Annotated in this window: 19 protein-coding genes, 1 pseudogene and 1 riboswitch; of the genes and pseudogenes, 4 read left to right on the plus strand and 16 right to left on the minus strand. The window is 71.7% G+C overall.

Going from position 1 to position 24,675, the window contains the following annotated elements:
* Positions 1–45: 45 nt before the first annotated feature.
* Positions 46–2,961, plus strand: coding sequence for a hypothetical protein (locus ABZS37_RS05520; RefSeq protein ID WP_355165797.1), 2,916 nt, complete (start codon positions 46–48; stop codon positions 2,959–2,961).
* Between the two features lie 67 nt (positions 2,962–3,028).
* Here the strand turns inward: ABZS37_RS05520 and thiC are convergent, their stop codons facing one another.
* The 7 genes and pseudogenes from thiC to thiE form a co-directional block, all read right to left on the minus strand.
* Positions 3,029–4,621, minus strand: coding sequence for a phosphomethylpyrimidine synthase ThiC (gene thiC, locus ABZS37_RS05525; RefSeq protein WP_355165799.1), 1,593 nt, complete (start codon positions 4,619–4,621; stop codon positions 3,029–3,031).
* A 17-nt stretch (positions 4,622–4,638) separates the two neighbouring features.
* On the minus strand, positions 4,639–5,424 hold the full coding sequence (gene thiD / locus ABZS37_RS05530) for a bifunctional hydroxymethylpyrimidine kinase/phosphomethylpyrimidine kinase (protein ID WP_355165915.1): 786 nt from the start codon (positions 5,422–5,424) through the stop codon (positions 4,639–4,641).
* Positions 5,425–5,547: 123 nt separating this feature from the next.
* A pseudogene (locus ABZS37_RS05535) lies at positions 5,548–6,051 on the minus strand (thiamine phosphate synthase); the annotation flags it as partial.
* Positions 6,052–6,176: 125 nt separating this feature from the next.
* Positions 6,177–6,956, minus strand: a complete 780-nt coding sequence (locus ABZS37_RS05540; protein WP_355165801.1) for a thiazole synthase — start codon at positions 6,954–6,956, stop codon at positions 6,177–6,179.
* A complete protein-coding gene (thiS, locus tag ABZS37_RS05545) occupies positions 6,953–7,153 on the minus strand; it encodes a sulfur carrier protein ThiS (protein ID WP_355165803.1) in 201 nt (66 codons plus the stop codon). Before thiS ends, ABZS37_RS05540 begins: the two co-directional genes overlap by 4 nt.
* Positions 7,144–8,397, minus strand: coding sequence for a glycine oxidase ThiO (gene thiO, locus ABZS37_RS05550; RefSeq protein ID WP_355165917.1), 1,254 nt, complete (start codon positions 8,395–8,397; stop codon positions 7,144–7,146). Before thiO ends, thiS begins: the two co-directional genes overlap by 10 nt.
* On the minus strand, positions 8,394–9,020 hold the full coding sequence (thiE, locus tag ABZS37_RS05555; RefSeq protein WP_355165805.1) for a thiamine phosphate synthase: 627 nt from the start codon (positions 9,018–9,020) through the stop codon (positions 8,394–8,396). The genes thiO and thiE overlap by 4 nt, the downstream gene beginning before the upstream one ends.
* A riboswitch (TPP riboswitch) is annotated at positions 9,015–9,124 on the minus strand. (Overlaps the previous gene by 6 nt.)
* Positions 9,125–9,434: 310 nt before the next feature.
* On the opposite strand from thiE, the gene ABZS37_RS05560 reads away from it, so the two are divergent.
* Both ABZS37_RS05560 and ABZS37_RS05565 read left to right on the plus strand, forming a co-directional pair.
* Complete coding sequence (locus tag ABZS37_RS05560; protein ID WP_355165807.1) at positions 9,435–15,275, plus strand: ThuA domain-containing protein; 5,841 nt, start codon at positions 9,435–9,437, stop codon at positions 15,273–15,275.
* A gap of 65 nt (positions 15,276–15,340) precedes the next feature.
* Positions 15,341–15,886: a hypothetical protein gene (locus ABZS37_RS05565; protein WP_355165809.1), complete on the plus strand. Its 546-nt coding sequence runs from the start codon at positions 15,341–15,343 to the stop codon at positions 15,884–15,886.
* A gap of 86 nt (positions 15,887–15,972) precedes the next feature.
* Here ABZS37_RS05565 and ABZS37_RS05570 read toward each other — a convergent pair whose 3' ends face one another.
* Genes ABZS37_RS05570 through ABZS37_RS05580 form a run of 3 tightly spaced genes read right to left on the minus strand, consistent with a single transcriptional unit; the run spans position 15,973 to position 19,299 of the window.
* The gene (locus ABZS37_RS05570) at positions 15,973–16,935 is read right to left on the minus strand and encodes an aldo/keto reductase (protein WP_354995038.1); all 963 of its coding nucleotides are present in this window, start codon (positions 16,933–16,935) and stop codon (positions 15,973–15,975) included.
* Positions 16,936–16,972: 37 nt separating this feature from the next.
* Positions 16,973–18,652, minus strand: coding sequence for an ATP-binding cassette domain-containing protein (locus ABZS37_RS05575; protein ID WP_354995037.1), 1,680 nt, complete (start codon positions 18,650–18,652; stop codon positions 16,973–16,975).
* A gap of 41 nt (positions 18,653–18,693) precedes the next feature.
* The gene (locus ABZS37_RS05580) at positions 18,694–19,299 is read right to left on the minus strand and encodes a methyltransferase (RefSeq protein WP_355165811.1); all 606 of its coding nucleotides are present in this window, start codon (positions 19,297–19,299) and stop codon (positions 18,694–18,696) included.
* Between the two features lie 103 nt (positions 19,300–19,402).
* On the opposite strand from ABZS37_RS05580, the gene ABZS37_RS05585 reads away from it, so the two are divergent.
* Positions 19,403–20,473 (plus strand): hypothetical protein, encoded by a 1,071-nt coding sequence (locus ABZS37_RS05585; RefSeq protein ID WP_355165813.1) that lies wholly within the window; start codon positions 19,403–19,405, stop codon positions 20,471–20,473.
* Between the two features lie 21 nt (positions 20,474–20,494).
* On the opposite strand, the gene truA is transcribed toward ABZS37_RS05585, so the two are convergent.
* From truA to rpsM, 6 genes are all read right to left on the minus strand, one after another.
* Complete coding sequence (gene truA, locus ABZS37_RS05590; protein WP_355165815.1) at positions 20,495–21,325, minus strand: tRNA pseudouridine(38-40) synthase TruA; 831 nt, start codon at positions 21,323–21,325, stop codon at positions 20,495–20,497.
* Positions 21,326–21,393: 68 nt separating this feature from the next.
* Complete coding sequence (rplQ, locus tag ABZS37_RS05595) at positions 21,394–21,951, minus strand: 50S ribosomal protein L17 (RefSeq protein ID WP_355165817.1); 558 nt, start codon at positions 21,949–21,951, stop codon at positions 21,394–21,396.
* A gap of 34 nt (positions 21,952–21,985) precedes the next feature.
* Positions 21,986–23,008, minus strand: coding sequence for a DNA-directed RNA polymerase subunit alpha (locus tag ABZS37_RS05600; protein WP_007465227.1), 1,023 nt, complete (start codon positions 23,006–23,008; stop codon positions 21,986–21,988).
* Positions 23,009–23,106: 98 nt separating this feature from the next.
* Positions 23,107–23,733, minus strand: coding sequence for a 30S ribosomal protein S4 (gene rpsD, locus ABZS37_RS05605; RefSeq protein ID WP_030489600.1), 627 nt, complete (start codon positions 23,731–23,733; stop codon positions 23,107–23,109).
* A gap of 13 nt (positions 23,734–23,746) precedes the next feature.
* Positions 23,747–24,154 carry a 30S ribosomal protein S11 gene (gene rpsK / locus ABZS37_RS05610; RefSeq protein ID WP_030329919.1) on the minus strand — a complete coding sequence of 136 codons (408 nt, stop codon included), beginning with the start codon at positions 24,152–24,154 and terminating at the stop codon, positions 23,747–23,749.
* 86 nt (positions 24,155–24,240) lie between these two features.
* The gene (rpsM, locus tag ABZS37_RS05615; RefSeq protein WP_088950226.1) at positions 24,241–24,621 is read right to left on the minus strand and encodes a 30S ribosomal protein S13; all 381 of its coding nucleotides are present in this window, start codon (positions 24,619–24,621) and stop codon (positions 24,241–24,243) included.
* Positions 24,622–24,675 lie beyond the last annotated feature (54 nt).

Here is a 24,675-nt window from a genome sequence, read left to right on the forward strand (position 1 = left end):
CGCGCCGGTGGCGATCGGGTGTACCGGGTGCGTAACGTGCCCGACATGGCCTTTCGGACCTGGGGCAGACTGCTGCTCACGGCGCTCGGGGTGAGCGTGCTGGCCGGGGCCGGCCAGCTCGGCGTCGCGTACGGTTTCGGCATCGTCCGGCTAACCGGCGCCTTCACCGGTACGACCGTCAACCAGTGGCCGGCCCAGCTCGTCTGGGTGGGCTGGTTCGCCGCGAACGCCGCCGTCGTCGGCGCCGTCCTGACCGGACGTCTCGCTCACCGGGACGCTCCTGCGGCCAGCACCGGGCGGCAGTTGGCAATCGGTGGCGCGGCCGCGCTCGGCGCCACCATCATCGCCCCGCTCTGCATGCAGCCCGCCCGCGCCGCAGAGTTGATCTCCGTCGACCCGGTCTGGGCGGTGGGCATCTGCGCCGTACTCGGTGCGGTGATCGGGGCGGGCGCGGCGATCGCCGTCCTGCTCCGGCCCGAGCTGGGCTGGAACATGGCGGCTGTGGCCGGCGCGGTCTGGCTGCTGGCGCTGATCTCCGTCCTGCCGTCGCTCGGCGCGACCGGCACGCTGCCGACAGTTCGGCTCGGCGTGCTGGAACCGAGCTGGCTGAACGACGCGGCCGCACAACGGCTGGCGCTGCTCCTGCTGCCCACCGTGGCACTGCTGGCCGGCGCGGCGACCGCCGGTTTGGCTCGCCGGCGGGGCCAGGCTCCACTGGTCAGCGGGGCCACCGGGGTGGCCGGTCCGGTGCTGGTGGCGTTCGCCTACCTGACCGCCGGCCCCGGCGACGCGGTGGACCGTTACCAGTCCGCCCCCTACTACGGCTCATTGATCGCGATCCTCGCCGGCGCGCTCGGCGCGGCTGCCGCCGCCCTGCTGCGCTGGCCAGCGGGCGCCCGCACCGCGGACCCGCAGGCGATCGAGCCCACCGACATTCTGCGCGCGCTGCCCGCCGGCCCGGCCCTGCCCGGCTCCGAGTCGGCGAAGTCGGCGAACGACCGGGACACCGCCGAGCCCGCCGGTGCGCAACTGGCCAACACGGATCATTCTGCCGGGAGGCCGGCCGGCGTGGAACTGGCCGGCGCTGTCCCAGGTCCGTGGGCCGCCGGTGGCCCTGATGGCGTACGCACCGTCCCGGCGCACTGGGACTGGCCGGCGACCACGGCGAGCGGCCAGCACGTTCCGACTCCCGCCGCTCCGGCGACGCCCGCAGCCTGGGTGACCGACCCGACCGGTGAGTTCACCGCCGGAACGAAGAAGCCCACGTCGGGCCGGGACGATGCCACCGCCCGGACCGACACCGAGCCCTCGGCCACCACCGAGCCCTCGGCCACCACCGGCGTCAGCAGCTCGACCGGCACCACGCCGACCAGCACTGCGGCTGGGCGCGCCGATGCCGCCACTCCGACCGGCGGCCCCGGCGACGACGAGCCGACCGGCAGGGCGACGACCAGCAGCGCGACGACGGCCACCACCGGCAGCGCGACGACGGCCACGACCGGCAGCGCGACGACGGCCACGACCGGCAAGCCGATCGGTGACCGCACCGTCAGCAATGACACCGCCAGCGCGGTCACGACCAGCACGGGCACAGCCGACCCCGGCACAGCCGACCCCGGCACAGCCGACCCCGGCACAGCCGACCCCGGCACGGCCGAGGCGCCGCTGACGCCCAAGCCGCGCCGGACCCGCAAGCCGAAGGCCGTCCCGGGTGCCGCCGCCTCGAACGCGCCCGACGGCACGCCGCCATCCGAGTCGGAGGCCACCGCCGAGCCGACCACCGGCCGCACCAGAAAGACGTCCCGGCCCGGCAGGCCCGCCAACGGCACCGACTCTGGCGAGGCCGCCCACACTCCTGCGCCCAGGAGGAAGAGCCAGGGCACCGGGCCCGGCCTGACCACCGAGGCCGTCCCGGCCGCTACGTCCGGCACGCCGACGGCAGCAGCCGACCCGACCACACCGGCTGCCACCGCCGACTCGACGGGTGCACCGGCCGAACCGACCGTCACCACCGGCCCAATGACGAAAGCGGCCGACTCGCACACCCCGGCCACCGCCACCACCGGCCCGACGGCGGGACAAGCCGGCCCAGCCACCACCGGCCCGACGGCCGGACAAGCCGGCCCAGCCACCACCGGCCCGACGGCGGGACGGGCGGGCCCAGCTACCACCGGCCCGACGGCGACACCGACCGAATCGGCCAGTGATTCCGCAGCCGGCAGGGCTGGCGGGACCGACAGCGCACCCGCCACCGAGGGCGGCTCCACCGCTGGGTTGTTCGGGGTCACGGCTGCCAGCGACCCGGACGCGGAACTGTGGACGCCGGCTCCGTCGGCCTGGCCGGTCACCTCAGCGTGGACGGTGCCGCCGCAGGCCTCTGACCCGGGGTCGACGGCAGCGGAGTCGCCGACCGGGCCGGATGAGCCCACCGTGCAGACGCCGAGGCCCCGGCACCGGGCACCGCTGCCGGACCTGAGCCGAGCCGGCACCTGGAACGCCTTCAACACCGCCCGCCGCGCCCGACCGACGGAGTCGCAGGACAGCGCGGCCGCGGCGAGCGACCCGGTCGCTCCGGCCGGACACGCGACCGACGCCGCCCGACTTCGGTCGGCGGCCACGGCGTCTCCGTTCGTGCAGGAGCAGGTTGGCGCGCCCTCCGACGCCGCCGCCGGCACCGACGACCCGGCGAGCACCGACACCCCATCGGGCTCGTCGACGCCCAGCAAGGCGGCGGAGCAGCCCGCCCGGCGAGGACGGCTCGGCGGTCTGTTCCGCCGCAACCGGTCCCGGGGCGACGAGGAGAGCCAGGAGACATCGGACGCGACGGAACCGCTGCCGACGCAGGACGAGGAGTTCGTCGACTGGGTCGCCGGTCTCAGCAAGCCGGTGTCGGACAATGAGCCGGAGCAGGAGAACGGCCGCCGGTCGCTGCGCTCCACCGGTCGGCACCACCGCGACTGACCCCCACCCGACGGCATGTCGGACCCGCCGGGCGGTGGGCGAGCCGCCGGCCCAGAGCGCGGGCAGGTCAGGCCAGCGGCAGGTAGACCCTGCCGCCGCCGGAGACGAACTCCTCCGACTTGTCCTTCATGCCGCGCGCCGCGTACTCCTTGAGCTCCTGGGTGATCTTCATGGAGCAGAACTTCGGGCCGCACATCGAGCAGAAGTGCGCCGTCTTCGCCGGCTCGGCGGGCAGCGTCGCGTCGTGGTACGAGCGCGCCGTCTCCGGGTCCAGCGAGAGGTTGAACTGGTCCTCCCAGCGGAACTCGAACCGCGCCTTCGACAGCGCGTCGTCCCAGTCCTGCGCACCGGGGTGCCCCTTGGCCAGGTCGGCCGCATGTGCCGCGATCTTGTACGCGATCACGCCCGCCTTCACATCGTCACGGTCCGGCAGGCCGAGGTGCTCCTTCGGGGTGACGTAGCAGAGCATGGCGGTGCCGAACATTCCGATCATCGCGGCGCCGATCGCCGAGGTGATGTGGTCGTACGCCGGCGCGATGTCGGTGGTCAGCGGGCCGAGCGTGTAGAAGGGCGCCTCGTGGCACCACTCCTGCTGCAGGTCCACGTTCTCCTTGATCTTGTGCATCGGCACGTGCCCCGGACCCTCGATCATCACCTGGACGTCGTACGCCCAGGCGACCTTCGTCAGCTCGCCGAGGGTGCGCAGCTCGGCGAACTGCGCCTCGTCGTTGGCGTCCGCGATGGAGCCGGGGCGCAGCCCGTCGCCGAGGGAGAACGTCACGTCGTACTGCGCGAGCAGCGAACACAGCTCCGCGAAGTTCGTGTAGAGGAAGTTCTCCTCGTGGTGCGCCAGGCACCAGGCCGCCATGATCGAACCGCCTCGGGAGACGATGCCGGTCACCCGGTCCACGGCCAACGGCACGTACGGCAGGAGCACCCCGGCGTGCACCGTCATGTAGTCCACGCCCTGCTCGGCCTGCTCGATGACGGTCTCCCGGAACACCTCCCAGCTCAGCTTCACCGGGTCGCCGCCGACCTTCTCCAGCGCCTGGTAGATCGGCACCGTCCCGATCGGCACCGGCGAGTTCCGCACGATCGCCTCGCGGGTCTCGTGGATCCGCTTGCCGGTGGACAGGTCCATCACGGTGTCCGCACCCCAGCGGGTGGCCCAGGTCAGCTTCTCCACCTCCTCGGCGACCGACGAGCTGACCGCCGAGGTGCCGATGTTGGCGTTCACCTTTACCAGGAACGCCTTACCGATGATCGCCGGCTCGCACTCCGGGTGGTTCACGTTGAGCGGCAGCACCGCCCGGCCGGCGGCGATCTCGATCCGCACGAGTTCCGGGTCGACGTTCTCCCGGATCGCCACGAACTCCATCTCCGGCGTCACCACACCGGCCCGCGCGTACGCGAGCTGCGTGGGCCGGCGACCGTCCGCCCCGGCGAGCGGCGTACCCGCCCCCCGCACGGGTGCCACGTCACCCCGCTCGGCGATCCACGGCCCGCGCAACGGCGGCAGCCCCACCTCGGGGTCGGAACCGGGACCGGACGTGTCGTAGAGCCGTACCGGCGGATGGTCTCCGCTCAGCGGCACCTCGGCGAACGGCACCCGGACATCCGGCCGCGACCCCTCGACGTACACCTTGCCTCGTGCGTGCATGACAGCCTCCCTGGTGATCAAGCGGACCAGCCGAAGTGGTTCAGCGGCCCACGTCCCGCGCCCAGCTCCCAACCCCGCGCGCCGGTCAGCGCACGGAGCACGTACTCCTTGGCGGCCCCGACCGCCACCGGCACCGGATCGCCCAGCGCGAGCCGCACGGCGACCGCCGCCGAGAACGAGCACCCGGTGCCGTGGGTGTGCCGGGTGGCCACTCGCGGGGCGCGCAACAGGGTGGTGACTCCGCCGCCGTGCAGCACGTCGACCGCCTCTCCCCCGTCCAGGTCGCCGCCGGTGACCACGACGTACTCCGGGCCGCCTGCTCCGAGGGCCTCGGCGGCCACGACCATCCCGGCCACGTCGTCCACCGGGCGTCCGGTGATGGCCGCGGCCTCCGCGCAGTTCGGCGTCGCCACCCTGGCGTACGGCAGCAGCCGCTCCACCGCGCCCACCACGCCGAGCCGGTGACCACTGGTGGCGACCAGCACCGGGTCGACGACGAGCTGGGGCAGCCGGCCATCCCGTGCCGCCTCGGCCACCACGTCGGCCACCGCCGGGGTGCCGAGCATCCCCGTCTTGACCGCGCAGACGGTGAAGTCGGTGAGCACGCTGTCCAGCTGCTCGGTGACCGTGCGCGGGGGCAGCGGCAGGACGGCGTCGACACCGCGCGTGTTCTGCGCGGTGACCGCCGTGAGGACGCTGGTGCCGTACGCGCCCAGCGCGGCGAAGACCTTGAGGTCGGCCTGGATGCCTGCGCCACCGCCGGAGTCCGAGCCGGCGATGGTGAGCACTGTTGTCGGCGTCATCTCTCCTCTTTGGTTGCGGTTGGGGGCTGCGGTGGGGACCCCCGTCGGTTGCCGCCGGCTGTGGGAGGGCTTGGGGGTGACCGCCTCTTTGAAGGCTCTGGTCAGCTCGGTGGCTGTTTCGGCGGGGTCTTGGGCTCGCATGATCGCGCCTAGCACTGCCACTCCGACGGCTCCCGCCTCGACGCAGGCGGTGACCTGGTGTGGTGTTTCCACTCCGCCCAGCGCAAGGGTGGGAACTGGGCTGTTGTGGATCAGCTTTCGCAGGCCGCCTGGTCCGAGGGGTGGGCCGTAGCCGGGTTTTGTTCTGGTGGGGTAGATCGGGGAGACGGTGGCGTAGTGCTCAGTGGTCAGTCGGCGCAGCTCGGTGTGGTTGTGGCAGGAGCGGCCGACCAGTTGGTGGGTCGGCGGTGGGTACGGGCCGGCGGCGGGCAGGTGGACGGCGTCGCCGCCGAGCGGGTCGGGGCCGGCCACGATGAGGGTTCCGCCGACGTCGACGAGGATCGCCCGCAGGTCGGCCGCTAAGGCGGTGCGCTCGGCGCGGGGCAGGTCCTTCTCCCGCAGCACCACCCAGCGCACTCCCCCGGCCACAGCCCTCGCCACAACCCGGTCAAGCCCTCTTCGCGCCATCAGCCGATCCGTCAACACCACGACGCCCGACGGCACGGTCGCCGACGAGATCTTGGAAGGAATCGGCCCCTCGACGGGCGGTTTGCTTCCAAGATCTTCCAGCGGCGCCCATCCGCGTTCGCCGGTCACAGGTCGGGTCTTCCCTCGTCGGGTGTGGAGGGAAGCGCGTGGAAGCGACGGGCGATTCGACCGGCGCCTGCGGCCAGCTGCCCCGCCTCGACGGCGTAGCGCATCGCGGTCGCCATCGCCACCGGGTCCGCCGCCCGGGTTACCGCGCTCGCCAGCAGCACCGCGTCGCAGCCCAACTCCATGGCCAGGGCCGCGTCGGAGGCGGTGCCGATGCCGGCGTCGAGGATCACCGGCACGTCCACACCCTGACGGATGAGCCGAATGTGGTGCGGGTTGCCGATGCCGAGCCCCGAACCGATCGGTGAGCCGGCCGGCATCACCGCGGCACAGCCCACGTCGGCGAGCCGGCGGGCGAGCACCGGGTCGTCGCTGGTGTACGGCAGGACGGTGAAACCGTCGGCGACCAACTCCTCGGCGGCGCGCAGCAACTCCACCCCGTCGGGCAGCAGCGTCCGCTCGTCACCGATCACCTCCAGCTTGATCCATTCGGTGTCGAACGCGTCCCGGGCCAGCCGGGCCACCTTCACCGCCTCGGTCGCGGTGTGGCAGCCGGCGGTGTTCGGCAGCAGCCGTACCCCGCACCGGTCCAGCAGCTCCAGCAGCCCGCCGGTGGAGCCCGGCGCCGTGCCCACCCGGCGCAGCGCCAGGGTGACCAGCTCGGTGCCGGACGCCCGGATCGCCTGCTCCAGCACGTGCAGGTTCGCGGCGCCGCCGGTGCCGAGGATCAGCCGCGACGTGAACGTCACCCCACCCAGCTCGAAGGGCACGCCGCTCACCCGCCCTGCGCCGCGGTGAGCACCTCGACCTGGTCACCGTCGCGCAGCACCGTGGCCGACCATGCTGCGCGGGGCACCACCTCGCCGTTGACCGCGACCGCCACTCCACGCTGCTCAGGCACGATGTCGCGGACCAGGTCCGCCACCGACGCACCACCGGGGACGCTGCGTCCGGCCCCGTTCACCGTCAACTCCACCGGTCCCCCTCCATCGTCCGTTCAGGTCCGCCCGACCCGGCCGCGAAAGGCCCAGCCGCACCAGGCCCAGCCGTACCAGGCCCGGCCGCACCAGGCCCGGCCGCACCGTGCCCGGCCGCACCAGGCCCAGCCTTGGCGCCGGCGGGAAACCGGTCAGGCCCGAAGGGCGCGAGCAGCGGGTCGGGTACGCCGGTGAGCACCAGGTCGGCGATCAGGTCGGCGGTGATCGGGGTGAGCACGATGCCGTGCCGGTGATGCCCGGTGGCGGCCAGGACGTCCGGCCGGCCGGGCAGCGGCCCGAGGATGGGCGCGTTGTCCGGGGTGCCCGGGCGCAGCCCGGCGATCGCCTCGACCAGGTCGTACTCGGCCAGCTCGGGCAGCAGGTCGATGCCGGCACGGAGCAGGCGCTGCACGGCACTGGCGGTGATCGTGGTGTCCGACCGCTCCTCGACCGTCGCGCCGAGCACGACCTCGCCGTCGGCGCGGGGCACCAGGTAGACGGGTTCGCCGTCGGCGTACCCCCGGATCACGTGTCGGAAGCCCGGCGCGCCGCCATCGGGCGCGCGTAGCCGGAGGATCTGGCCCTTCACCGGCCGCACGGGCAGGCTGGTGAGTGCGGCGGCCCCGCAGCCGGCGGCGACCACGGTGATCCGTGCGTCCACCTCGGACAATTGGTGAACCGCTTGCGGTACGAGCACCGCGCCGGCCCGCTGCGCGGCCGTCCGCAGCGCCGGCACCAGCAATCGGGGGTCGACCAGGTGGTCGGTGGGCGCGAGCGCGCCGCCGCGCACCCGTGGGGCGAGCGCCGGCTCGCGGTCGCGCAGCTCGCTGGGGCGCAGAGGGGTCACGGGCAGGCCCAACCCCTGCTGGTACGCCCAGAGCCGGCGCGCCTCGGCCAGGTCGTCGCCGGTCAGCCCGACCATCAGGGTGCCCTCGGTCCGGTAGCCGATCTCGGCGCCGGTCGCCTCGCTCAGCTCGGCGGCGAACTCCGGCCAGCGGGCGGCGGACGCCAGCAGCAGCCCGGTCAGCTGCCGCTCACCGAAGTACGCCTCGGCGACCGGGGAGAGCATGCCGGCGGCGACCGCCGACGCCCCCGAGCCGGACGCCGGATCGTGCACCGCCACCCGCAGCCCACGGGCGGCGCAGCGCCAGGCGATGGCCAGCCCGATCGGCCCCGCTCCCACCACCGCCACGTCCGGCCGGGCCCGGTCGCTCGATCGCGGTGACGGGAACCGGCCGGTCAGCACGTCAGGGCCTCGATCAGCTCGGCGGTCGCCCGCGCCGGGTCGGCGGCAGCCGAGAGGGCACCGACGACCGCCACCCCGTACGCCCCGGCGGCTCGCAGAGCCGGCACCCGGGCGGCGGTCACTCCGCCGATCGCGATGACCGGCACGTCAACGGCGTCGGTGACCGCGCGTACCCCCGCAGGGCCGATCGGGTCCGGCAGGCCGAACTTGGTGCTGGTGGTGTGGCACGGCCCGACGCCCAGGTAGCTGGCTCCCGCCGTGACGGCCTCGGTCGCCGTTCCCGGCCCGCGGGCGGTGGCTCCCAGCACGCCGGTGGGGCCGAGCACCCGGCGGGCGGCGGCGACCGGCAGGTCGTCCGCTCCGACGTGCCCGCCGGCGGCGCCCACCGCCAGCGCCACGTGCAACCGGTCGTTGACCAGGCAGGTCGCCCCGTACGGCGTGCAGAGCGCCAGCACCAGCTGGGCCAGGTCGTACGCCTCGCGGTCGGTGGCGGAATCCTCGACCCGGACCTGCACCACCAGGTCGGCGCGGGCCGCCGTGAGGGCGGCCCGGACCACGGTGAGTGGGTCCCGCCCGGGTCGGGTGTCGGTGATCAGATGCAGTCGTCCTAGGGACGGCACGGCAACGCTCCTCCCTGCGCCGGCATTACCCGGATCAGGTTCGACGGTCGGGGGCTGTCAGCCCCCCTCTCAGCCCGGTACACCGGACTCCCGTGGGTTACTTGCGTGTCACCGTACGACAGATCCTCCGGTCTGCCAAGGCGGGGGCGGCGGCGGCCGGTGGGCCGGACCGCGCCGAAAAGAGCGAGATACATGGGGCACTTCATGTGGTCCTGTTCGGAATGTCGCCTGCCGTTGCAGAACCGTTACCCGCCGGCATCTTGCCGGACATTGGGCAAGCCGAATTAATTTGTTTAGCGATTCGACAAAATGCTGGTGTGGACACCCTGGCACGGTGTCACCACCGGCTCCATCCGGGACGGTCTTCGGCGAGCCGGCCCCGCGATCCCTGTCCACTGCGACATAGGAGGCGGCGTGCCCCGTTCTCGTCGTGCCCGCGTACCCATCACCGCGACTCTGATCTCCCTGGCTGTCGCCTCGACGACCCTGTTCGGCATGCCCGCGCAGGCGGCTCCGGCCGCCGCGCAGGTCCCCCCGCGAGAGGCGCCCGCCGCAGCCCCGGTCACCCAGGTGGTGCCGAAGCCGGCAAAGGCCGCCGACGATCCCTTCTCCGTCCTCGTCTTCTCCAAGACCGCCGGCTTCCGGCACGACTCCATCCCCACCGGGGTCGCCGCCATCCAACAGCTCGGCGTCGCCAACGGATTCACCGTGGACAACTCTGAGGACGGTGCCGCATTCAGCGACGCCAACCTGGCGAAGTACAAGGCGGTGATCTGGCTCTCCACCACCGGTGACGTCCTCGACGCCGAGCAGCAGGCGGCGTTCGAGCGCTACGTCCGTGCCGGTGGCGGTTACGTCGGCATCCACGCCGCGTCGGACACCGAGTACAGCTGGGGCTGGTACGGCGATCTGGTCGGCGCGTACTTCGCCAACCACCCGGCGAACCAGCAGGCCACGGTCAAGGTGGAGGACCACGCCCACCCGTCCACGGCCGAACTGCCGGACCGCTGGTCCCGGTTCGACGAGTGGTACAACTACCAGACCAACCCCCGGCCGGACGTGCACGTGCTCGCCAGCCTGGACGAGAAGAGCTACACCGCGGGCGCCGGCGCGATGGGTGCCGACCACCCGATCGCCTGGTGCCAGGACTTCGACGGTGGCCGATCCTGGTACACCGGAGGCGGGCACACCCGGGAGTCGTACGCCGAGCCCGAGTTCCTCTCCCACCTGCTCGGCGGCATCCGGACCGCGGCCGGTGTCGAGGCCGGTGACTGCGGCGCCTCGAAGACCGCGAACTTCGAGAAGGTCACGCTGGACAGCAACACCAGCAACCCGATGGAGCTGGACATCGCCCCCGACGGGCGGGTCTTCTACATCGAGCGCGACGGTCGCGTGCAGATCGTCAAGCCGGACACCAGCAGCACCGTCACCGCCGTCGACCTGGACGTCTTCACCGGCAACGAGGACGGCCTCATCGGCATCCGGCTCGACCCTGACTTCGCCACCAACAAGTGGGTGTATCTCTACTACGCCCCGAACGACGGGGTCGCCCGCAACCTGCTGTCCCGATTCACGGTGACCGGCGACACCATCGACCCGGCCAGTGAGAAGCAGGTGCTGCGGGTCGACACCCAGCGCAACACCTGCTGCCACGCAGGCGGCAGCATGACCTTCGACGGTGAGGGCAACCTCTACCTGGCCACCGGTGACAACACCAACCCGTTCGAGTCGAGCGCGTACACGCCGATCGACGAGCGGCCGGGCCGCCAGGACTACGACTCGCAGCGCACCTCCGGCAACACCAACGACCTGCGCGGCAAGGTGATCCGGATCCACCCGGAGGACGACGGCACGTACACCGTCCCGTCGGGCAACCTCTTCGCGCCGGGCACCGAGAAGACCCGTTCCGAGATCTACGCGATGGGCTTCCGCAACCCGTTCCGGATCGGCACGGACCCGAAGACCAACACGCTGTACGTCGCGGACTACGGCCCGGACGCCAACGCGGACAACCCGACCCGGGGCCCCCGGGGCCTGGTCGAGTGGAACGTCGTCACCCCCGGCAACTACGGCTGGCCGTACTGCACGGGGACGAACGAGGCGTACAACGACTACACGTTCCCGTCCGGTCCGAGCGGCGCGAAGTTCGACTGCGCTGCGCCGGTGAACAACTCGCCCAACAACACCGGCCTGACCAACCTCCCGCCGGTCGTTCCGGCGACCGTCGACTACGGGTACGCCGGTGACGCGCGGTACCCGGAGATCGGCGGCGGCGGCGCCCCGATGGGCGGCCCGGTCTACCGGTACGACGCCGACCTCAACTCCAACCGGAAGTGGCCGGCCTACTACGACGGCAAGGCGCTGCTCGGCGAGTGGAACCAGTCGAAGATGTACACGATGCAGCTGACCGCCGACGGTAAGTCGTTGGTGGACATCAACCAGTTGCTCACCGGGATGAGCATGGTCCGGCCGATGGACTTCGAGTTCGGCCCGGACGGCGCGCTGTACCTGATCGAGTGGGGCAGCGGCTTCGGTGGCAACAACGACAACTCCGGCGTCTACCGGATCGACTACACGGCCGGTGACCGCGCGCCGATCGCGGCAGCGGCCGCCACCCCGACCTCGGGGCCGGCACCGTTGACGGTCACCTTCTCCAGCGCCGGCTCCCGGGACCCGGACGGTGGCGCGCTCACCTACGCCTGGACCTTCGGCGACGGGCAGACCTCGACCGAGGCCAACCCGACGCACACGTACGCGACGGCGGGCAGCTTCACCGCCCAGCTCACCGTCACCAACCCGAAGGGCCGTACCGCGGTGGCCAACGTGCCGGTCACCGTGGGCAACACCGCACCGACGGTGACCATCGAGTTCCCGCCGGACGGTGGCTTCTTCAACTGGGGTGACCAGGTCCGCTACACGATCAAGGCGACCGACCCGGAGGACGGGCAGATCGACTGCGACCGGGTGCAGTTGCAGGTGCTGCTCGGTCACGACGAGCACGCCCACCCGCTGGAGCAGCACACCGGCTGCACCGGCACCGTCCAGACGTCGCTCGCCTCCGGGCACGGCGCCGAGGCGAACGTGTTCGCGGTCTTCGAGGCCACCTACACCGACAAGGGCGGCGCTGGCGGGTCCGGCCCGCTCACCGGCCGGGCCATCGAGATCCTTCAGCCGAAGCAGAAGCAGGCCGAGTACTTCACCGCCACCGGGCGTGCGCCGGTGAGCACCGGCGGCGGAGACGCCGGTGTGCAGCGGGAGACCGGCGCCGACACCGCCGGCGGCGGCCAGAACATCGGGTTCATCGAGGACGGCGACTGGTGGTCGGTCGCCCCGGCGGACCTGACCAACATCACCGAGATCCGGTTCCGGGCCGCCTCGGCCGCCGCTGGCGGTCGGATCGAGGTCCGCGCGGGCGCGGTTGACGGACCGGTGGTCGCCACGGCCACCGTGCCGGCGACCGGCGCGTGGCAGACGTACACGGACGTGAGCGCGCCGGTCACCGGTGCCGCAAGCGGCTCGCTGTACTTCCTGGCCCGCGATCCGAACGGCGGGACAGGCTCGCTGTTCAACGTCAACTGGATGGACTTCGTCGGCCGCGGCGTCACCGAGAACGCGCCGCCGGTGGTCAGCGCCACCGCCACCCCGGCCACCGGCACCGCGCCGGTCACCGTCGCCTTCGACGGCACGGCCACCGACGCCGAGGGAGACACCCCTCTGACGTACGCCTGGGACTTCGGTGACGGAGGCACGGCGGCCACCCTGGACGCCAGCCACACCTACACCACCCCGGGCACCTTCACGGCCACCCTCACGGTGACCGACAGCAAGGGTGCCAAGGCCTACGCCGCGGTGCCGGTGCGGGTGGACGCTCCGGACACGTCCTGCTTCGGGGCGCGTTCGGACGACTTCAACGGCACCAGCCTCGACAAGGGCCGGTGGACCAGCGTGGTCCGGGAGAACCAGCTCTACTCGGTCAGTGGCGGCTCGCTGCGGCTGCCCACCGGCGTGGGTGACCTCTACGGCGCTCGCAACGATGCCACCAACCTGGTGCTCCAGGCGGCTCCGACCGGTGCCTGGGAGATGACCACCAAGGTCACCCTGCCGGTGACGGCCAACTACCAGCAGGCTGGCGTTCTCGTGTACGGCGACGACGACAACTACGCCAAGCTCGACCTGCTGTACAACGGCAGTCGGCGGGTGGAGTTCATCCGGGAGACGGCCGGTACGCCGCGCAACGATGCTGCCGACAGCGCCGCCGCACCGGCGGGTGACACCGTGTACCTGCGGATCACCAGCGACGGGACGAACCTGACCGCGTCCGCCTCGGGCGACGGGCAGACCTTCACCCCGGTCGGCCGGTCGGCCGCGCTCGCCGGCATCACCAACCCACGGATCGGGGTCTTCGCGCTCAACGGCGGCACCGAGGCGCCAGTGGTCGACGCGGCCTTCGACTCGTTCCAGGTCACGCCGGACGCCCCGGCCGGGCCGGTCGAGCCGTCGGACGAGTTCACCGGCAGCTCGCTGGACAAGTGCCGGTGGGACGCGATCCTGCGGGAGGACCCGACGGGTTACCGGGTCACCGGTGGCGCGCTGCGGATCGACGTGCCCAACGGTGACATCTACGGCACCGACAACACCGGGCCGAAGAACTTCATCCTCCAGACCGCGCCGTCCGGCGACTGGACCCTGGAGACGAAGGTCGACGGCAGCCTGCTGAACGAGCAGTACCAGCAGGCCGGTCTGCTCGTGCAGGCGGACGACGACAACTACCTGAAGTTCGACTTCATCGCGGACAACCAGGCCGGCCAGACGGTGACGCGGCGGATCGAGTTCCGCAGCGAGATCGCCGGGACGGTCCAGAACCCGCAGCCCGAGGCGGCCAACCTGACCGATGCCGTGTGGCATCTGCGGCTGGCCCGCACCGGCGACACGTTCACCGCGTCGTACTCGGCGGACGGCACGACCTGGACCGCGTTGACGGCGCTGACCAACAGTGCGGTCGGTGCCACCCCGAAGGTCGGGCTGTTCACCCTCGGCGCCAACCAGACGGCCTCGAAGACCGCCTCGTTCGACTACTTCCGGCTCAGCACGGAGGTGGCCGACGAGACCGCGCCGGTTACCACGGCGGCGGTTTCGGGCACCCCGACCGACGGGTGGCACACCGGGCCGGTGACGATCACGCTCACCGGTGCCGACGAGGCCGGCGGTAGCGGGCTCGCCGGCACGGCGTACCAGCTGGACGGGGCCACCACCTGGACGGACTACACGGCACCGGTGCAGGTCACCGGGGACGGCGAGCACGAGCTGCGGTTCCGCTCGACGGACCAGGCGGGCAACGTGGAGTCGACGAAGACCGTCTCGGTCAAGATCGACGCCACCGCGCCGGTGACCTCGGCGACGTTCGCTCCGGCGAACGACGCCGGCTGGCACAACGGGACGATCCCGGTCGTGCTGACCTCGACCGATGCCGGTTCCGGCGTCAAGACGGTGGAGTGGTCGCTGGACGGTGGCGCGTGGGCGTCGTACACGACGCCGGTCGAGGTGACCGGTGACGGGCAGCACGAGCTGCTGTTCCGCTCGGCCGACAAGGCGGGCAACGTCGAGACGCTCAAGTCGGCGGTGCTGCGCATCGACGGCACCAAGCCGACACTGCTGGTGTCCGGGATCGCCGACGGCCAGCTCTACGGCGACAGCCAGGACGTGCGGGTGTCCTGGCAGGCCGTCGACCCGACCTCGGGCATCGCGACCGTGGTCGGCCAGTTGGACGGCGAGGCGTACGCCAGCGGCACTCTGCAGGCCATGTACGAGCTGCCGCTCGGCCTGCACGAGCTGACCGTGACCGCGACCGACAAGGCGGGCAACAAGACCACCTCGACGGTCCGGTTCTTCGTCACCACCTCGTTCCGGGACATGCAGAGCCTGCTGGACCGGTTCAAGGCCACGGGTCGGCTGTCGACCAAGGCGCACAAGCAGTTGTCGAACAAGCTCGACGCTGTTCGTAAGTCCGAGGCGGCCGGCGACGACAAGGTGGCGGTCAGGCAGCTGACCGCGTTCCGGGCGCTCGCCGCCGATGCCACGCTGGTGGCCGAGGCGGAGATCCGGGACGTTCTGATCCGGGACGCCGACGCCATGATCGTTCGGCTCGGCGGCGCGGCCAGCAAGGCCGGGGTCAAGGCGAACGACGGCGAATCGGTCAAGGGCACCGGGCGGCTCGGTGGCGATGCCACCCGGCTCGCACCCGGTCGCCAGCTCTGATCCGACGAGGCCCCTCCCCGACGCTGCGGCGTCGGGGAGGGGCCTCCCTCATCCGTAGTGGGGAGATGTCCGTGACGGGTATCCGCAAGGTGCTGGCCGCCGTGTTCGCCGGACTGGCCCTGACCCTGGTCGCCGCGACCCCGGCGGCCGCTCAGGCCGACAAACTCAAGCTGGCGGTTGCCGGCGACGGGGCCGAGGGGGTCACCATCCAGGCCACCTACGCCGATGGCCGTCGGCTGGACAAGCTGGTGCGGTTGATCCTCACCGCCACCGGCCCGGACGGACAACAGCTCGGGCCGGTGCAACTCGAACCGGCACCCGAGGGCCAGGGCTTCTACACCACCGGTCCGCTGCTCTCCGCCGGCAGTTGGCGGGTGAAGGTGAGCGCCCCCGCTCCGCACCAGAGCGAGGCCACCGCCACGGTGCAGGCGAAGGCACAGGAGCTGGCCCCGAGCCAGTCACCCTCGCCGACGGCCGACCGCGACAGAGAGTCGGGCGAGGGAATCACCTGGTGGTGGACGGTCGGAGCGGCCGGCCTCGTGCTCGTCGCCGCCGCGATGGGTGTGGGCATACTGCTCGGCCGCCGCCGCACCGGTACACAGAAGGACTGATCGACGCGACGTCCCGGAAAGCCGGGGTGCCCTCGACCAAGGGCACTCCGGTTTCCGGGAACGGATCCGCGCTCGCCGTCGCGGGCTCAGAGGATGGCGCGCAGCGCCGCCAGGTCCTCGTCGCTGGGCTCCCAGGTGCCGGCGGCGGCGTTGGCGCGTACCTGCTCGGGCGTGGTGGCACCGGCGATCACCGAGGTCACCGCCGGCTGGGCGGCCAGCCCGCCGATCGCCACCTGGAGCATGGTCAGCCCTCGCTCGGCCGCGTACGCCTCGATCGCCTCGATGGTGTCCCAGTCGGCTGCGGCGAGCCGCTCGGCGTACCGGCCACCGCCGGAGAGCCGGCTGCCGGCCGGCGGTTGACCCTCGCGCTTGTACTTGCCGGTGAGCAGGCCGTTGGCGAGCGGGAAGAACGGCAGCATGCCGAGGCCGAACCGCTCGCAGGCCGGGATCACCTCGGTCTCCACGGACCGCTCCAGCAGGCTGTAGTGGTTCTGCGCGCTGATGAAGCGGGCCCGGCCGTTGGACGAGGCGACCCAGTCCGCGTCGGCGATCTGCCACCCGGCGAAGTTGGAGTTGCCCAGGTAGCGCACCTTGCCGTCGCGAACCAGGTCGTCGAGGGCGGCGAGCGTCTCGTCGATCGGGGTGCCCGGGTCGGGCTCGTGCATCTGGTAGAGGTCGATGTGGTCGGTGCCGAGCCGGCGCAGCGACGCCTCGACCGCTCGGGCGATGTAACGCCGCGAGCCTCGGGCGCCGAAGTCCGGCCCGTTGAGGCCGTTCATGTCCATGCCGAACTTGGTGGCCACCACCACGTCGTCCCGGCGTCCCTTGAGCGCCTGCCCGAGCAGTTCCTCGGAACCGCCCTGCGGTTCGCCGTAGATGTCGGCGGTGTCGAAGAGGGTGATCCCGGCGTCCAGGGCCGCGTCCACCACCGCCCGGGTGCCGTCGAGGTCGAGCTTGCGGCCAAAGTTGTTGCAGCCGATGCCGACCACGGACACCACGAGCCCGGAGTCGCCCAGCCGGCGATAGGTCATCTCAGTCACGAGATCCACCCTATGCCGGCCGGACGCACCGTCGCCCGGGGACCGATCAGCCGACGTCCCAGACCGGTTCCGGGGTCTCCACCACCTCGCTGTCGCCGCCGAACAGCACGAACCGGTCGAAGGAGCGGGTGAACCAGCGGTCGTGGGTGACGGCGATCACCGTCCCCTCGAACGCGTTCAGGCCCGCCTCCAGCGCCTCCGCGCTGGCCAGGTCGAGGTTGTCGGTGGGCTCGTCGAGCAGCAGCAGGGTCGCCCCGGACAACTCCAGCAGCAGCACCAGGAAACGGGCCTGCTGCCCTCCGGAGAGCGTGCCGAAGCGCTGGTCGCCCTGCGCGGCCAGCTCGTAGCGGCTGAGCACCCCCATCGCCGCGTGCCGGTCCATCCCCGTGCGGTGTTCGTCACCTCGCCAGAGGATCTCGACCAGCGTCTTGGACATCAGCTCCGGCCGGTCGTGGGTCTGGGAGAAGTGCCCGGGGCGAACCCGGGCGCCCAGCCGGGCCGTGCCGTCGTGTGCCACCGGGGCGAGCGCGCCCGCCCCGTCGACCGGCCCGTTCGCCGGGTCGGGGTCGGTGCCGCCCCGGGCCAGCAGCCGCAGGAAGTGCGACTTGCCGGTGCCGTTGGCACCGAGCACCGCAAGCCGATCGCCGTACCAGATCTCCAGGTCGAAGGGGTAGGTCAGGCCGTCGAGCTCCAGCTGCTCGCAGACGACCGCCCGCTTGCCGGTCCGCCCGCCGCTCAGCCGCATCCGGATGTCCTGGTCCTTTGGCGGTACGGGCGGCGGCCCGGCCTCCTCGAACTTGCGCAGCCGGGTCTGCGCGGCCTGGTAGCGCGAGGCCAACCCGTCGTTGTACGCCGCCTTCTGCTTGTACATCAGCACCAGCTCGCGCAGCTTCTGGTGCTCCTCGTCCCAGCGCCGACGCAGCTCGTCCAGGCGGGCGTGCCGAGCCACCCGCGCGGAGTGCCAGCTGGCGAAGCCGCCGGGGTGCACCCAGGCGCTGCCACCCTCGACGGCGACCACCCGGTCGGCGCTCTGGGCCAGCAGCTCGCGGTCGTGCGAGACGTAGAGCACCGACTTGGTCGACTCGCGCAGTCGCGCCTCCAGCCAGCGCTTGCCGGGCACGTCGAGGAAGTTGTCCGGCTCGTCGAGCAGCAGCACTTCGTCCGGGCCGCGCAACAGCAACTCCAACGCGAAGCGCTTCTGCTGGCCGCCGGAGAGCGTACGCACCGGCCGGTCCCGCACCGCGTCCCAGGGCAGGTGGAGCACGATGGTCGCGACGGTGTCGAAGAGCACCTCGGCGTCGTACCCGCCGGCCTCGCCCCAGGCGCCCAGCGCGTCGGCGTACGCCAGCTGGGCCTTGCCCGCGGCGTTGCTGAACTTGCCGTGGGCCTCGGTCGCCCGCATGGCCGCCTCGGTCTCGCCGAGCCGGCGGCCGGCGTCGCGCAGCGACGGCGGGGCCAGCGACAACGCCAGGTCGGCGAGCGTCGACTCGTCGCCGATCATGCCGATGAACTGGCGCATCACGCCCAGCCCGCCGGCCCGTGCGACGACGCCGCTACGCACCGGCAGGTCGCCGGCGACCATCCGCAGCAGCGTCGTCTTCCCCGCGCCGTTCGGCCCGACCAGGGCGACCTTGCCGCCCTCCCCGACCCGGAACGACACGTCGGCGAAGAGTTCCCGACCGTCGGGCAGAATGTGCCCGACCCCTGCCACGTCCACGTATCCCACGACGGGATCCTGCCCCAACAAGGCTCGGGGGGTACATCCAATTACCGGGTGACCCGCAGCACCCGGAAGCCCTTCTGGCTGGCGTACCGCTCGACCTGCCAGCTGTGCTCGGTGAGCCAGCGCTGCAGCGAGTCGCCGCCGAGGTGCCGGGCGACCACCAGCCAGCCGACGCCGTCCGGTGCGAGCCGGGGCAGCCAGCGCAGCAGCAGGTCGTGCAGCCCGTCCTTGCCGATCCGGATGGGTGGGTTGGACCAGAGCTGGGCGAACCGGACGTCTGGCGGCACGTCATCCGGCGCGCTGACCCGGACCCGGTCACCGGCGCCGATCCGGACCGCGTTGGCGGCGGTCAGCTCGCGGGCACGGGCGTTGACGTCGACGGCCCAGACGGTGCTCGTCGGCGCGAAATCGGCCAGTACGCAGCTGATCGGCCCGAACCCGCAGCCGAGGTCGAGCAGGTTGCCGCTGGTCTCGACGGCGGGCAGCTCGGCCTTGCGCAGGAGCACCGCCGTGCCAGGGTCGAGCCGGCTGGCGGAGAAGACCCCGCCGGCAGAGACAAGCCGGTAGTCGCGGTCGGCGACGGAGAACTCGACCTCGCGCGCCGGAGCATCGCTGGTGGGTTGAGCGGTGAAGTAGTGGTCGCCGGTCACGCCGGCAATTCTCGCACCGGCCGGGGCGGGCCACGACACGGCCCACGCGCACATTTCCCCGATATTACCCCCTAAAGGGACAATGCCTCCTACTCTGGGCGACATGGTGTATCGGTACGAGTCCGATGAGGACGCTTTCGAGGAGTACCCGGAGCCCGGGTCCGACCTGTCGGTGCTCGGCGCCGGGCCGCCGCCGCCGGCCGGGCCCTCTCCGTCACGCTTCCCCACGCCGTCGCTGCCCCGGGCGAATCAGCTTTCGCTGCCCTCGTCGCCGCCACCGCCGGCCCGTGTCGACATTCCGCCCGCAGCGCCCCGCAGCCAGGTGTACACCTCGGCGCAGCCGGTGGACCCCGCCACCCGGCGCAACGGCGGGCGGCTGTGGCAGGTGGTGATCGGCGGCGCAGCCGTCCTGGTCCTGCTCGCCCTCTGCGGCCTGGGTGCCGCCGCGCTGCTCATCGACCGTGACCAGCAACCACAGGCCACCCCGACGTACCAGCCGAACGCGGCCCCGACGTCCGCCGCGCCGGAACGGCTGGCCCTCGACTCCCGGGACACCGACCAGGCCCCGCTCACCGCCAAGGAACTCTTCCCCGGCAAGGAACTGAAACTCACCGCCGGCCAGCCTAGCTACCAGGTGCTCAAGACACAGTCCAGTGGCAGTTGCGCCGTCGCCGCCACCGGCGAGGTCGCCGACCTGCTGGTCCGGCTCGGCTGCAACCAGGTGGTCCGGGCCACGCTGCGTACGCCCGACGGCGACCACCTGGTCACCGCCGGCTTGTTCAACCTCACCGACAAGGTCAGCGCGGAGCGAGCCCGGGACCGGATCCGGCAACAGCTCGACGAGCGGCAGGGCCGGTTCCGTGGTCTCACCGGCGGCGACGGCACCGACGTGCTGGCCACCGCCCCGGCACGGGTCGGCTGGCAGGTCCGGGGTCACTACCTGGCGTACGCGCTGGTGGTCCGCGAGGACGGGGCGGCGATCAAGGCGGGTGACACCAAGGTCCGCGAGATCCTGTTCGACATGATCGAGCTGCACCTCAGCCGGGGCGTGCTGCAACAGCGGGCCGACGGTGGCACAGCCGCGCAGCCGACGGCCGCGCCGACCGACAACAACGGGAGCCAGGGCGGCAGCACCGGCGGCAGCACCGGCGGCAGCGAACTGCCGGGCGACTGATCCCCGGCAGGCCGTCGGCGGTCAGCCCTCGATCGGAACCCGCAGCCGGCGGGTGAGGTCGGCGCGGCGGGCGTACTCGGCGGGATCGGCCGGGTAGCCGACCGCGACCAGGGTCAGCCCATGCGCGGGGGCCACGGTCACCTCGCTGGACCGAGCCTGACGGGTGAGCAGGCTGCCCGGCCACTCGACCGGGCGGCGGCCGTCCCCGGCCACCAGCATCGCCCCCACCAGGCTGCGCACCATCGCCTGGCAGAACGCGTCGGCCTGCACGGTGGCGACCAGGATGCCATCCGGGTCGCGACGCCAGTCCAGCCGAGTCACCTCGCGCAGCGTGGTCGCGTTCTCCTTGCGTCGGCAGTACGCGGCGAAGTCGTGCTCCCCCACCAGGCCGGTCGCCGCGGCATTCAGCGCGGCCAGGTCCAGCGGCTTCGGCCAGGCCAGCACCTCGTGCCGGCGCAGCGGCTCGGCGCCGAAGGGCGCATCGGTGACCCGGTACTCATAGCGCCGGAAGGTCGCCGAGAACCGGGCGTCGAAGTCGGCCGGTACCTCGGTCATCGCCCGTACGCGCACGTCGGTGGGGAGCAGACGGGCCAAGCGACGCAGCAGCAGCCCCTCGTGCTGCCGCCACACGTCGACGGGCAGGTCCAGGTGGCAGACCTGCCCCGTGGCGTGTACCCCCGCGTCGGTCCGCCCGGCCACCGTCAGTCCGGTGGCCGTGCCGGCGCCGAGGACCAGGTCCACGGCCTCGACGAGCACCCCCGCGACCGTGCGCCGGGTCGGCTGAGCAGCCCAGCCGGAAAAGCCCGTGCCGTCGTACGAGACGTCCAGCCGCAGCCGGATCCGCTCGTCCACCTCGTACCTCCTGTTACGGGTCGGGCCCGGCACCCCGATGGGGGTGCCGGGCCCGACGTTGCCCTTGATCAGGCCTTGTTCTCGGTGGCCTCGTCGCTGTCCTCGCGGGCGGCGGCGGTGTCACCGGACGCCGACACCGGAGCCTCGGAGTCCTGGTCGGCCTGAGCCGACTGCGGGGTCTCCTCGGCCGGGGCGAGCGCCTCGACCTTGTCCTGCTGCGCGGCCTTGCGGGCGGCGGTCTTCTTGTTCGCCTTCGGCTCGGCGACCTGAAGCTCCTCCACCAGCTCGATGATTGCCATCGGCGCGTTGTCACCCTTGCGCGGACCGGTCTTCACGATCCGCGTGTAACCGCCGGGGCGGTTGGAGTAGCGGGGCGCGATCTGGTCGAACAGGGCGTAGACCACGTCCTTGTCCTTGACGACACCCAGCACCCGCCGCCGCGAGGCGAGGTCACCGCGCTTGGCCTTGGTGATGAGCTGCTCGGCCAGCGGACGCAGCCGCCGGGCCTTCGTCTCAGTGGTCTGGATCTTGCCGTGCTGGAACAGCGCAGTGGCCAGGTTGGCCAGCATCAGCCGCTCGTGCGAGGGGCTGCCGCCGAGGCGGGGGCCCTTGGTGGGCGTGGGCATTTTTGGTGCTCCTCAGTTGTGGCGGCAGCGCGGACTAGAGCTGCTCGGTCTCGCGGTAGTCGTCGGTGTCGTAGTCGGCCTCGCCGAAGGTGTCCACGACGTGCGCCGGGTCGAAGTTCGGAGCCGAGTCCTTCAGCCCGAGACCCATCCCGGCGAGCTTCATCTTGACCTCGTCGATCGACTTCTGACCGAAGTTGCGGATGTCGAGGAGGTCGGCCTCGGTACGCCCGATGAGCTCACCAACGGAGTTGATGCCCTCGCGCTTGAGGCAGTTGTAGGAGCGGACGGTGAGGTCCAGCTCCTCGATCGGCAGAGCGAGGTCCGCCGCCAGCTGGGCGTCCTGCGGGGACGGCCCGATGTCGATGCCCTCGGCGGTCTCGTCCAGCTCACGGGCCAGCCCGAACAGCTCCACCAGCGTCGAACCTGCGGAGGCCAGCGCGGTACGCGGGCCCATCGACGGCTTGGTCTCGACGTCGATGATCAGCCGGTCGAAGTCGGTGCGCTGCTCGACACGGGTCGCCTCGACGCGGTAGGTCACCTTCAGCACCGGCGAGTAGATCGAGTCGACCGGGATCCGGCCGATCTCGGCGCCGGACTGCTTGTTCTGTGCCGCCGTCACGTAGCCCCGGCCCCGCTCGACGGTCAGCTCCATGTCGAGCCGGCCCTTGCCGTTGAGGGTGGCGAGCTTCAGGTCCGGGTTGTGCACCGAGACGCCGGCCGGCGGCTGGATGTCGCCCGCGGTCACGTCGCCCGGGCCCTGCTTGCGCAGGTACATGCTGACCGGCTCGTCGTGCTCGGAGCTGACGCACAGCTCCTTGATGTTCATGACGAGCTCGACCACGTCCTCCTTGACACCGGGGATCGTGGTGAACTCGTGCAGCACACCGTCGATCTTGATCGAGGTGACGGCCGCGCCCGGGATCGACGACAGCAGCGTGCGCCGCAGCGAGTTACCCAGGGTGTAGCCGAAGCCCGGCTCCAGCGGCTCGATGGCGAACCGCGACCGGGTCTCGTTGATCGACTCCTCGGAGAGGGAGGGTCGCTGACTGATGAGCATCTTTTCTCTTCTCTTCCGGGACGCCCGCTATTTGACGTCCACGACACAAACTGTTCCGGTGGCCCGCCCCGAAGGGCGGGCCACCGAACGAGCTCGGACTACTTGGAGTAGAGCTCGACGATCAACTGCTCCTGGACCTGCGTGTCGATGACCTGCCGGGCCGGGAGGGAGTGCACGAGCACCTTCATCTGGCTCGGGATGGCCTCAAGCCACGCCGGAACCGTCTTCGAGCCGGCCTGAGCCTGCGCGACGATGAACGGGGTGAGCTCCTTGCTCTTGCCCCGAACCTCGATGATGTCGTGCTCCTTGACGCGGTACGACGGGATGTCGACCTTCTTGCCGTTCACCGTGAAGTGACCGTGCTTGACCAGCTGGCGGGCCATGTCCCGCGAGTGGGCGTAGCCGGCCCGGTAAACGACGTTGTCCAGCCGCGACTCGAGGATCTGCAGGAGGACCTCACCGGTCTTGGCCTGCTTGCCAACGGCTTCCTCGTAGTAACCGCGGAACTGCTTCTCCAGCACGCCGTAGACACGACGGGCCTTCTGCTTCTCACGGAGCTGGAGCAGGTACTCCGTCTCCTTGGTGCGGCCGCGGCCGTGCTGCCCGGGCGGGAACGGCCGGGACTCGAACGGGCACTTCGGACCATCGCACTTGCTGCCCTTGAGGAACAGCTTCATCTTCTCCCGCCGGCAACGGCGGCAGTCAGCACCGGTGTAACGAGCCATCTCTCTCTACCTCTCAGACCCGGCGACGCTTGGGCGGACGGCATCCGTTGTGCGGCTGCGGGGTGACGTCGGCGATCTGCCCGACCTCGAGGCCCACGGCCTGCAACGAACGGATGGCGGTCTCCCGGCCGGAGCCGGGGCCCTTGACGAACACGTCGACCTTGCGCATGCCGTGCTCCATGGCGCGACGCGCGGCAGCCTCGGCGGCCAGCTGCGCGGCGAACGGAGTCGACTTGCGGGAGCCCTTGAAGCCCACCTGGCCAGCGGAGGCCCAGGAGATGACCGCACCGGTCGGGTCCGTGATGGACACGATGGTGTTGTTGAACGTGCTCTTGATATGCGCCTGCCCGTGGGCGACGTTCTTGCGTTCCTTGCGCCGGACCTTCTTTACAGCGGCTCCGGCACGAGCCTTCGGTGGCATAAGTCTGTGCGCTCCTAGTTGACTTTCCGAATCGGGTTGCGGCCTGGCCTAGCTCGGCGGCGGCCGACCCATCATCCGGTTAAGAACTACTTCTTGCCGGGCTTCTTCTTGCCGGCGACGGTCCGCTTCGGGCCCTTGCGGGTCCGCGCATTGGTCTTGGTCCGCTGGCCACGCACAGGCAGGCCCCGGCGGTGCCGGATGCCGGCGTAGCAGCCGATCTCAACCTTGCGGCGGATGTCAGCGGCGACCTCGCGGCGCAGGTCGCCTTCAACCTTGTAGTTGCCCTCGATGTGGTCGCGGAGCTGCACGAGCTCCTCGTCCGTGAGGTCCCGAGCGCGCTTGTCCGGCGAGATCCCGGTAGCGGCGAGTGTCTCCTGGGCCCGGGTGCGACCGAGCCCGAAGATGTAGGTGAGCGCGATTTCCATCCGCTTTTCGCGGGGGAGATCCACGCCGACTAGACGTGCCATGTGCGGGCGTACTCCTCGTGATATGTGGCGGAGGTGTGGACCCGTCCCACCCCG

It is taken from the genome of Micromonospora sp. NPDC005413 (assembly GCF_040606435.1).
GTDB lineage: Bacteria > Actinomycetota > Actinomycetes > Mycobacteriales > Micromonosporaceae > Micromonospora.

What these genes read in the sequence shown, in the direction of transcription:
- ABZS37_RS05520 (WP_355165797.1), top strand. Translation starts at nt 46, where the DNA reads ATGGCCTTTCGGACCTGGGGCAGACTGCTGCTCACGGCGCTCGGGGTG.
- thiC (WP_355165799.1), bottom strand. Translation starts at nt 4,621, where the DNA reads ATGCACGCACGAGGCAAGGTGTACGTCGAGGGGTCGCGGCCGGATGTC.
- thiD (WP_355165915.1), bottom strand. Translation starts at nt 5,424, where the DNA reads ATGACGCCGACAACAGTGCTCACCATCGCCGGCTCGGACTCCGGCGGT.
- ABZS37_RS05565 (WP_355165809.1), top strand. Translation starts at nt 15,341, where the DNA reads ATGTCCGTGACGGGTATCCGCAAGGTGCTGGCCGCCGTGTTCGCCGGA.
- ABZS37_RS05585 (WP_355165813.1), top strand. Translation starts at nt 19,403, where the DNA reads ATGGTGTATCGGTACGAGTCCGATGAGGACGCTTTCGAGGAGTACCCG.
- rplQ (WP_355165817.1), bottom strand. Translation starts at nt 21,951, where the DNA reads ATGCCCACGCCCACCAAGGGCCCCCGCCTCGGCGGCAGCCCCTCGCAC.
- ABZS37_RS05600 (WP_007465227.1), bottom strand. Translation starts at nt 23,008, where the DNA reads ATGCTCATCAGTCAGCGACCCTCCCTCTCCGAGGAGTCGATCAACGAG.
- rpsD (WP_030489600.1), bottom strand. Translation starts at nt 23,733, where the DNA reads ATGGCTCGTTACACCGGTGCTGACTGCCGCCGTTGCCGGCGGGAGAAG.
- rpsK (WP_030329919.1), bottom strand. Translation starts at nt 24,154, where the DNA reads ATGCCACCGAAGGCTCGTGCCGGAGCCGCTGTAAAGAAGGTCCGGCGC.
- rpsM (WP_088950226.1), bottom strand. Translation starts at nt 24,621, where the DNA reads ATGGCACGTCTAGTCGGCGTGGATCTCCCCCGCGAAAAGCGGATGGAA.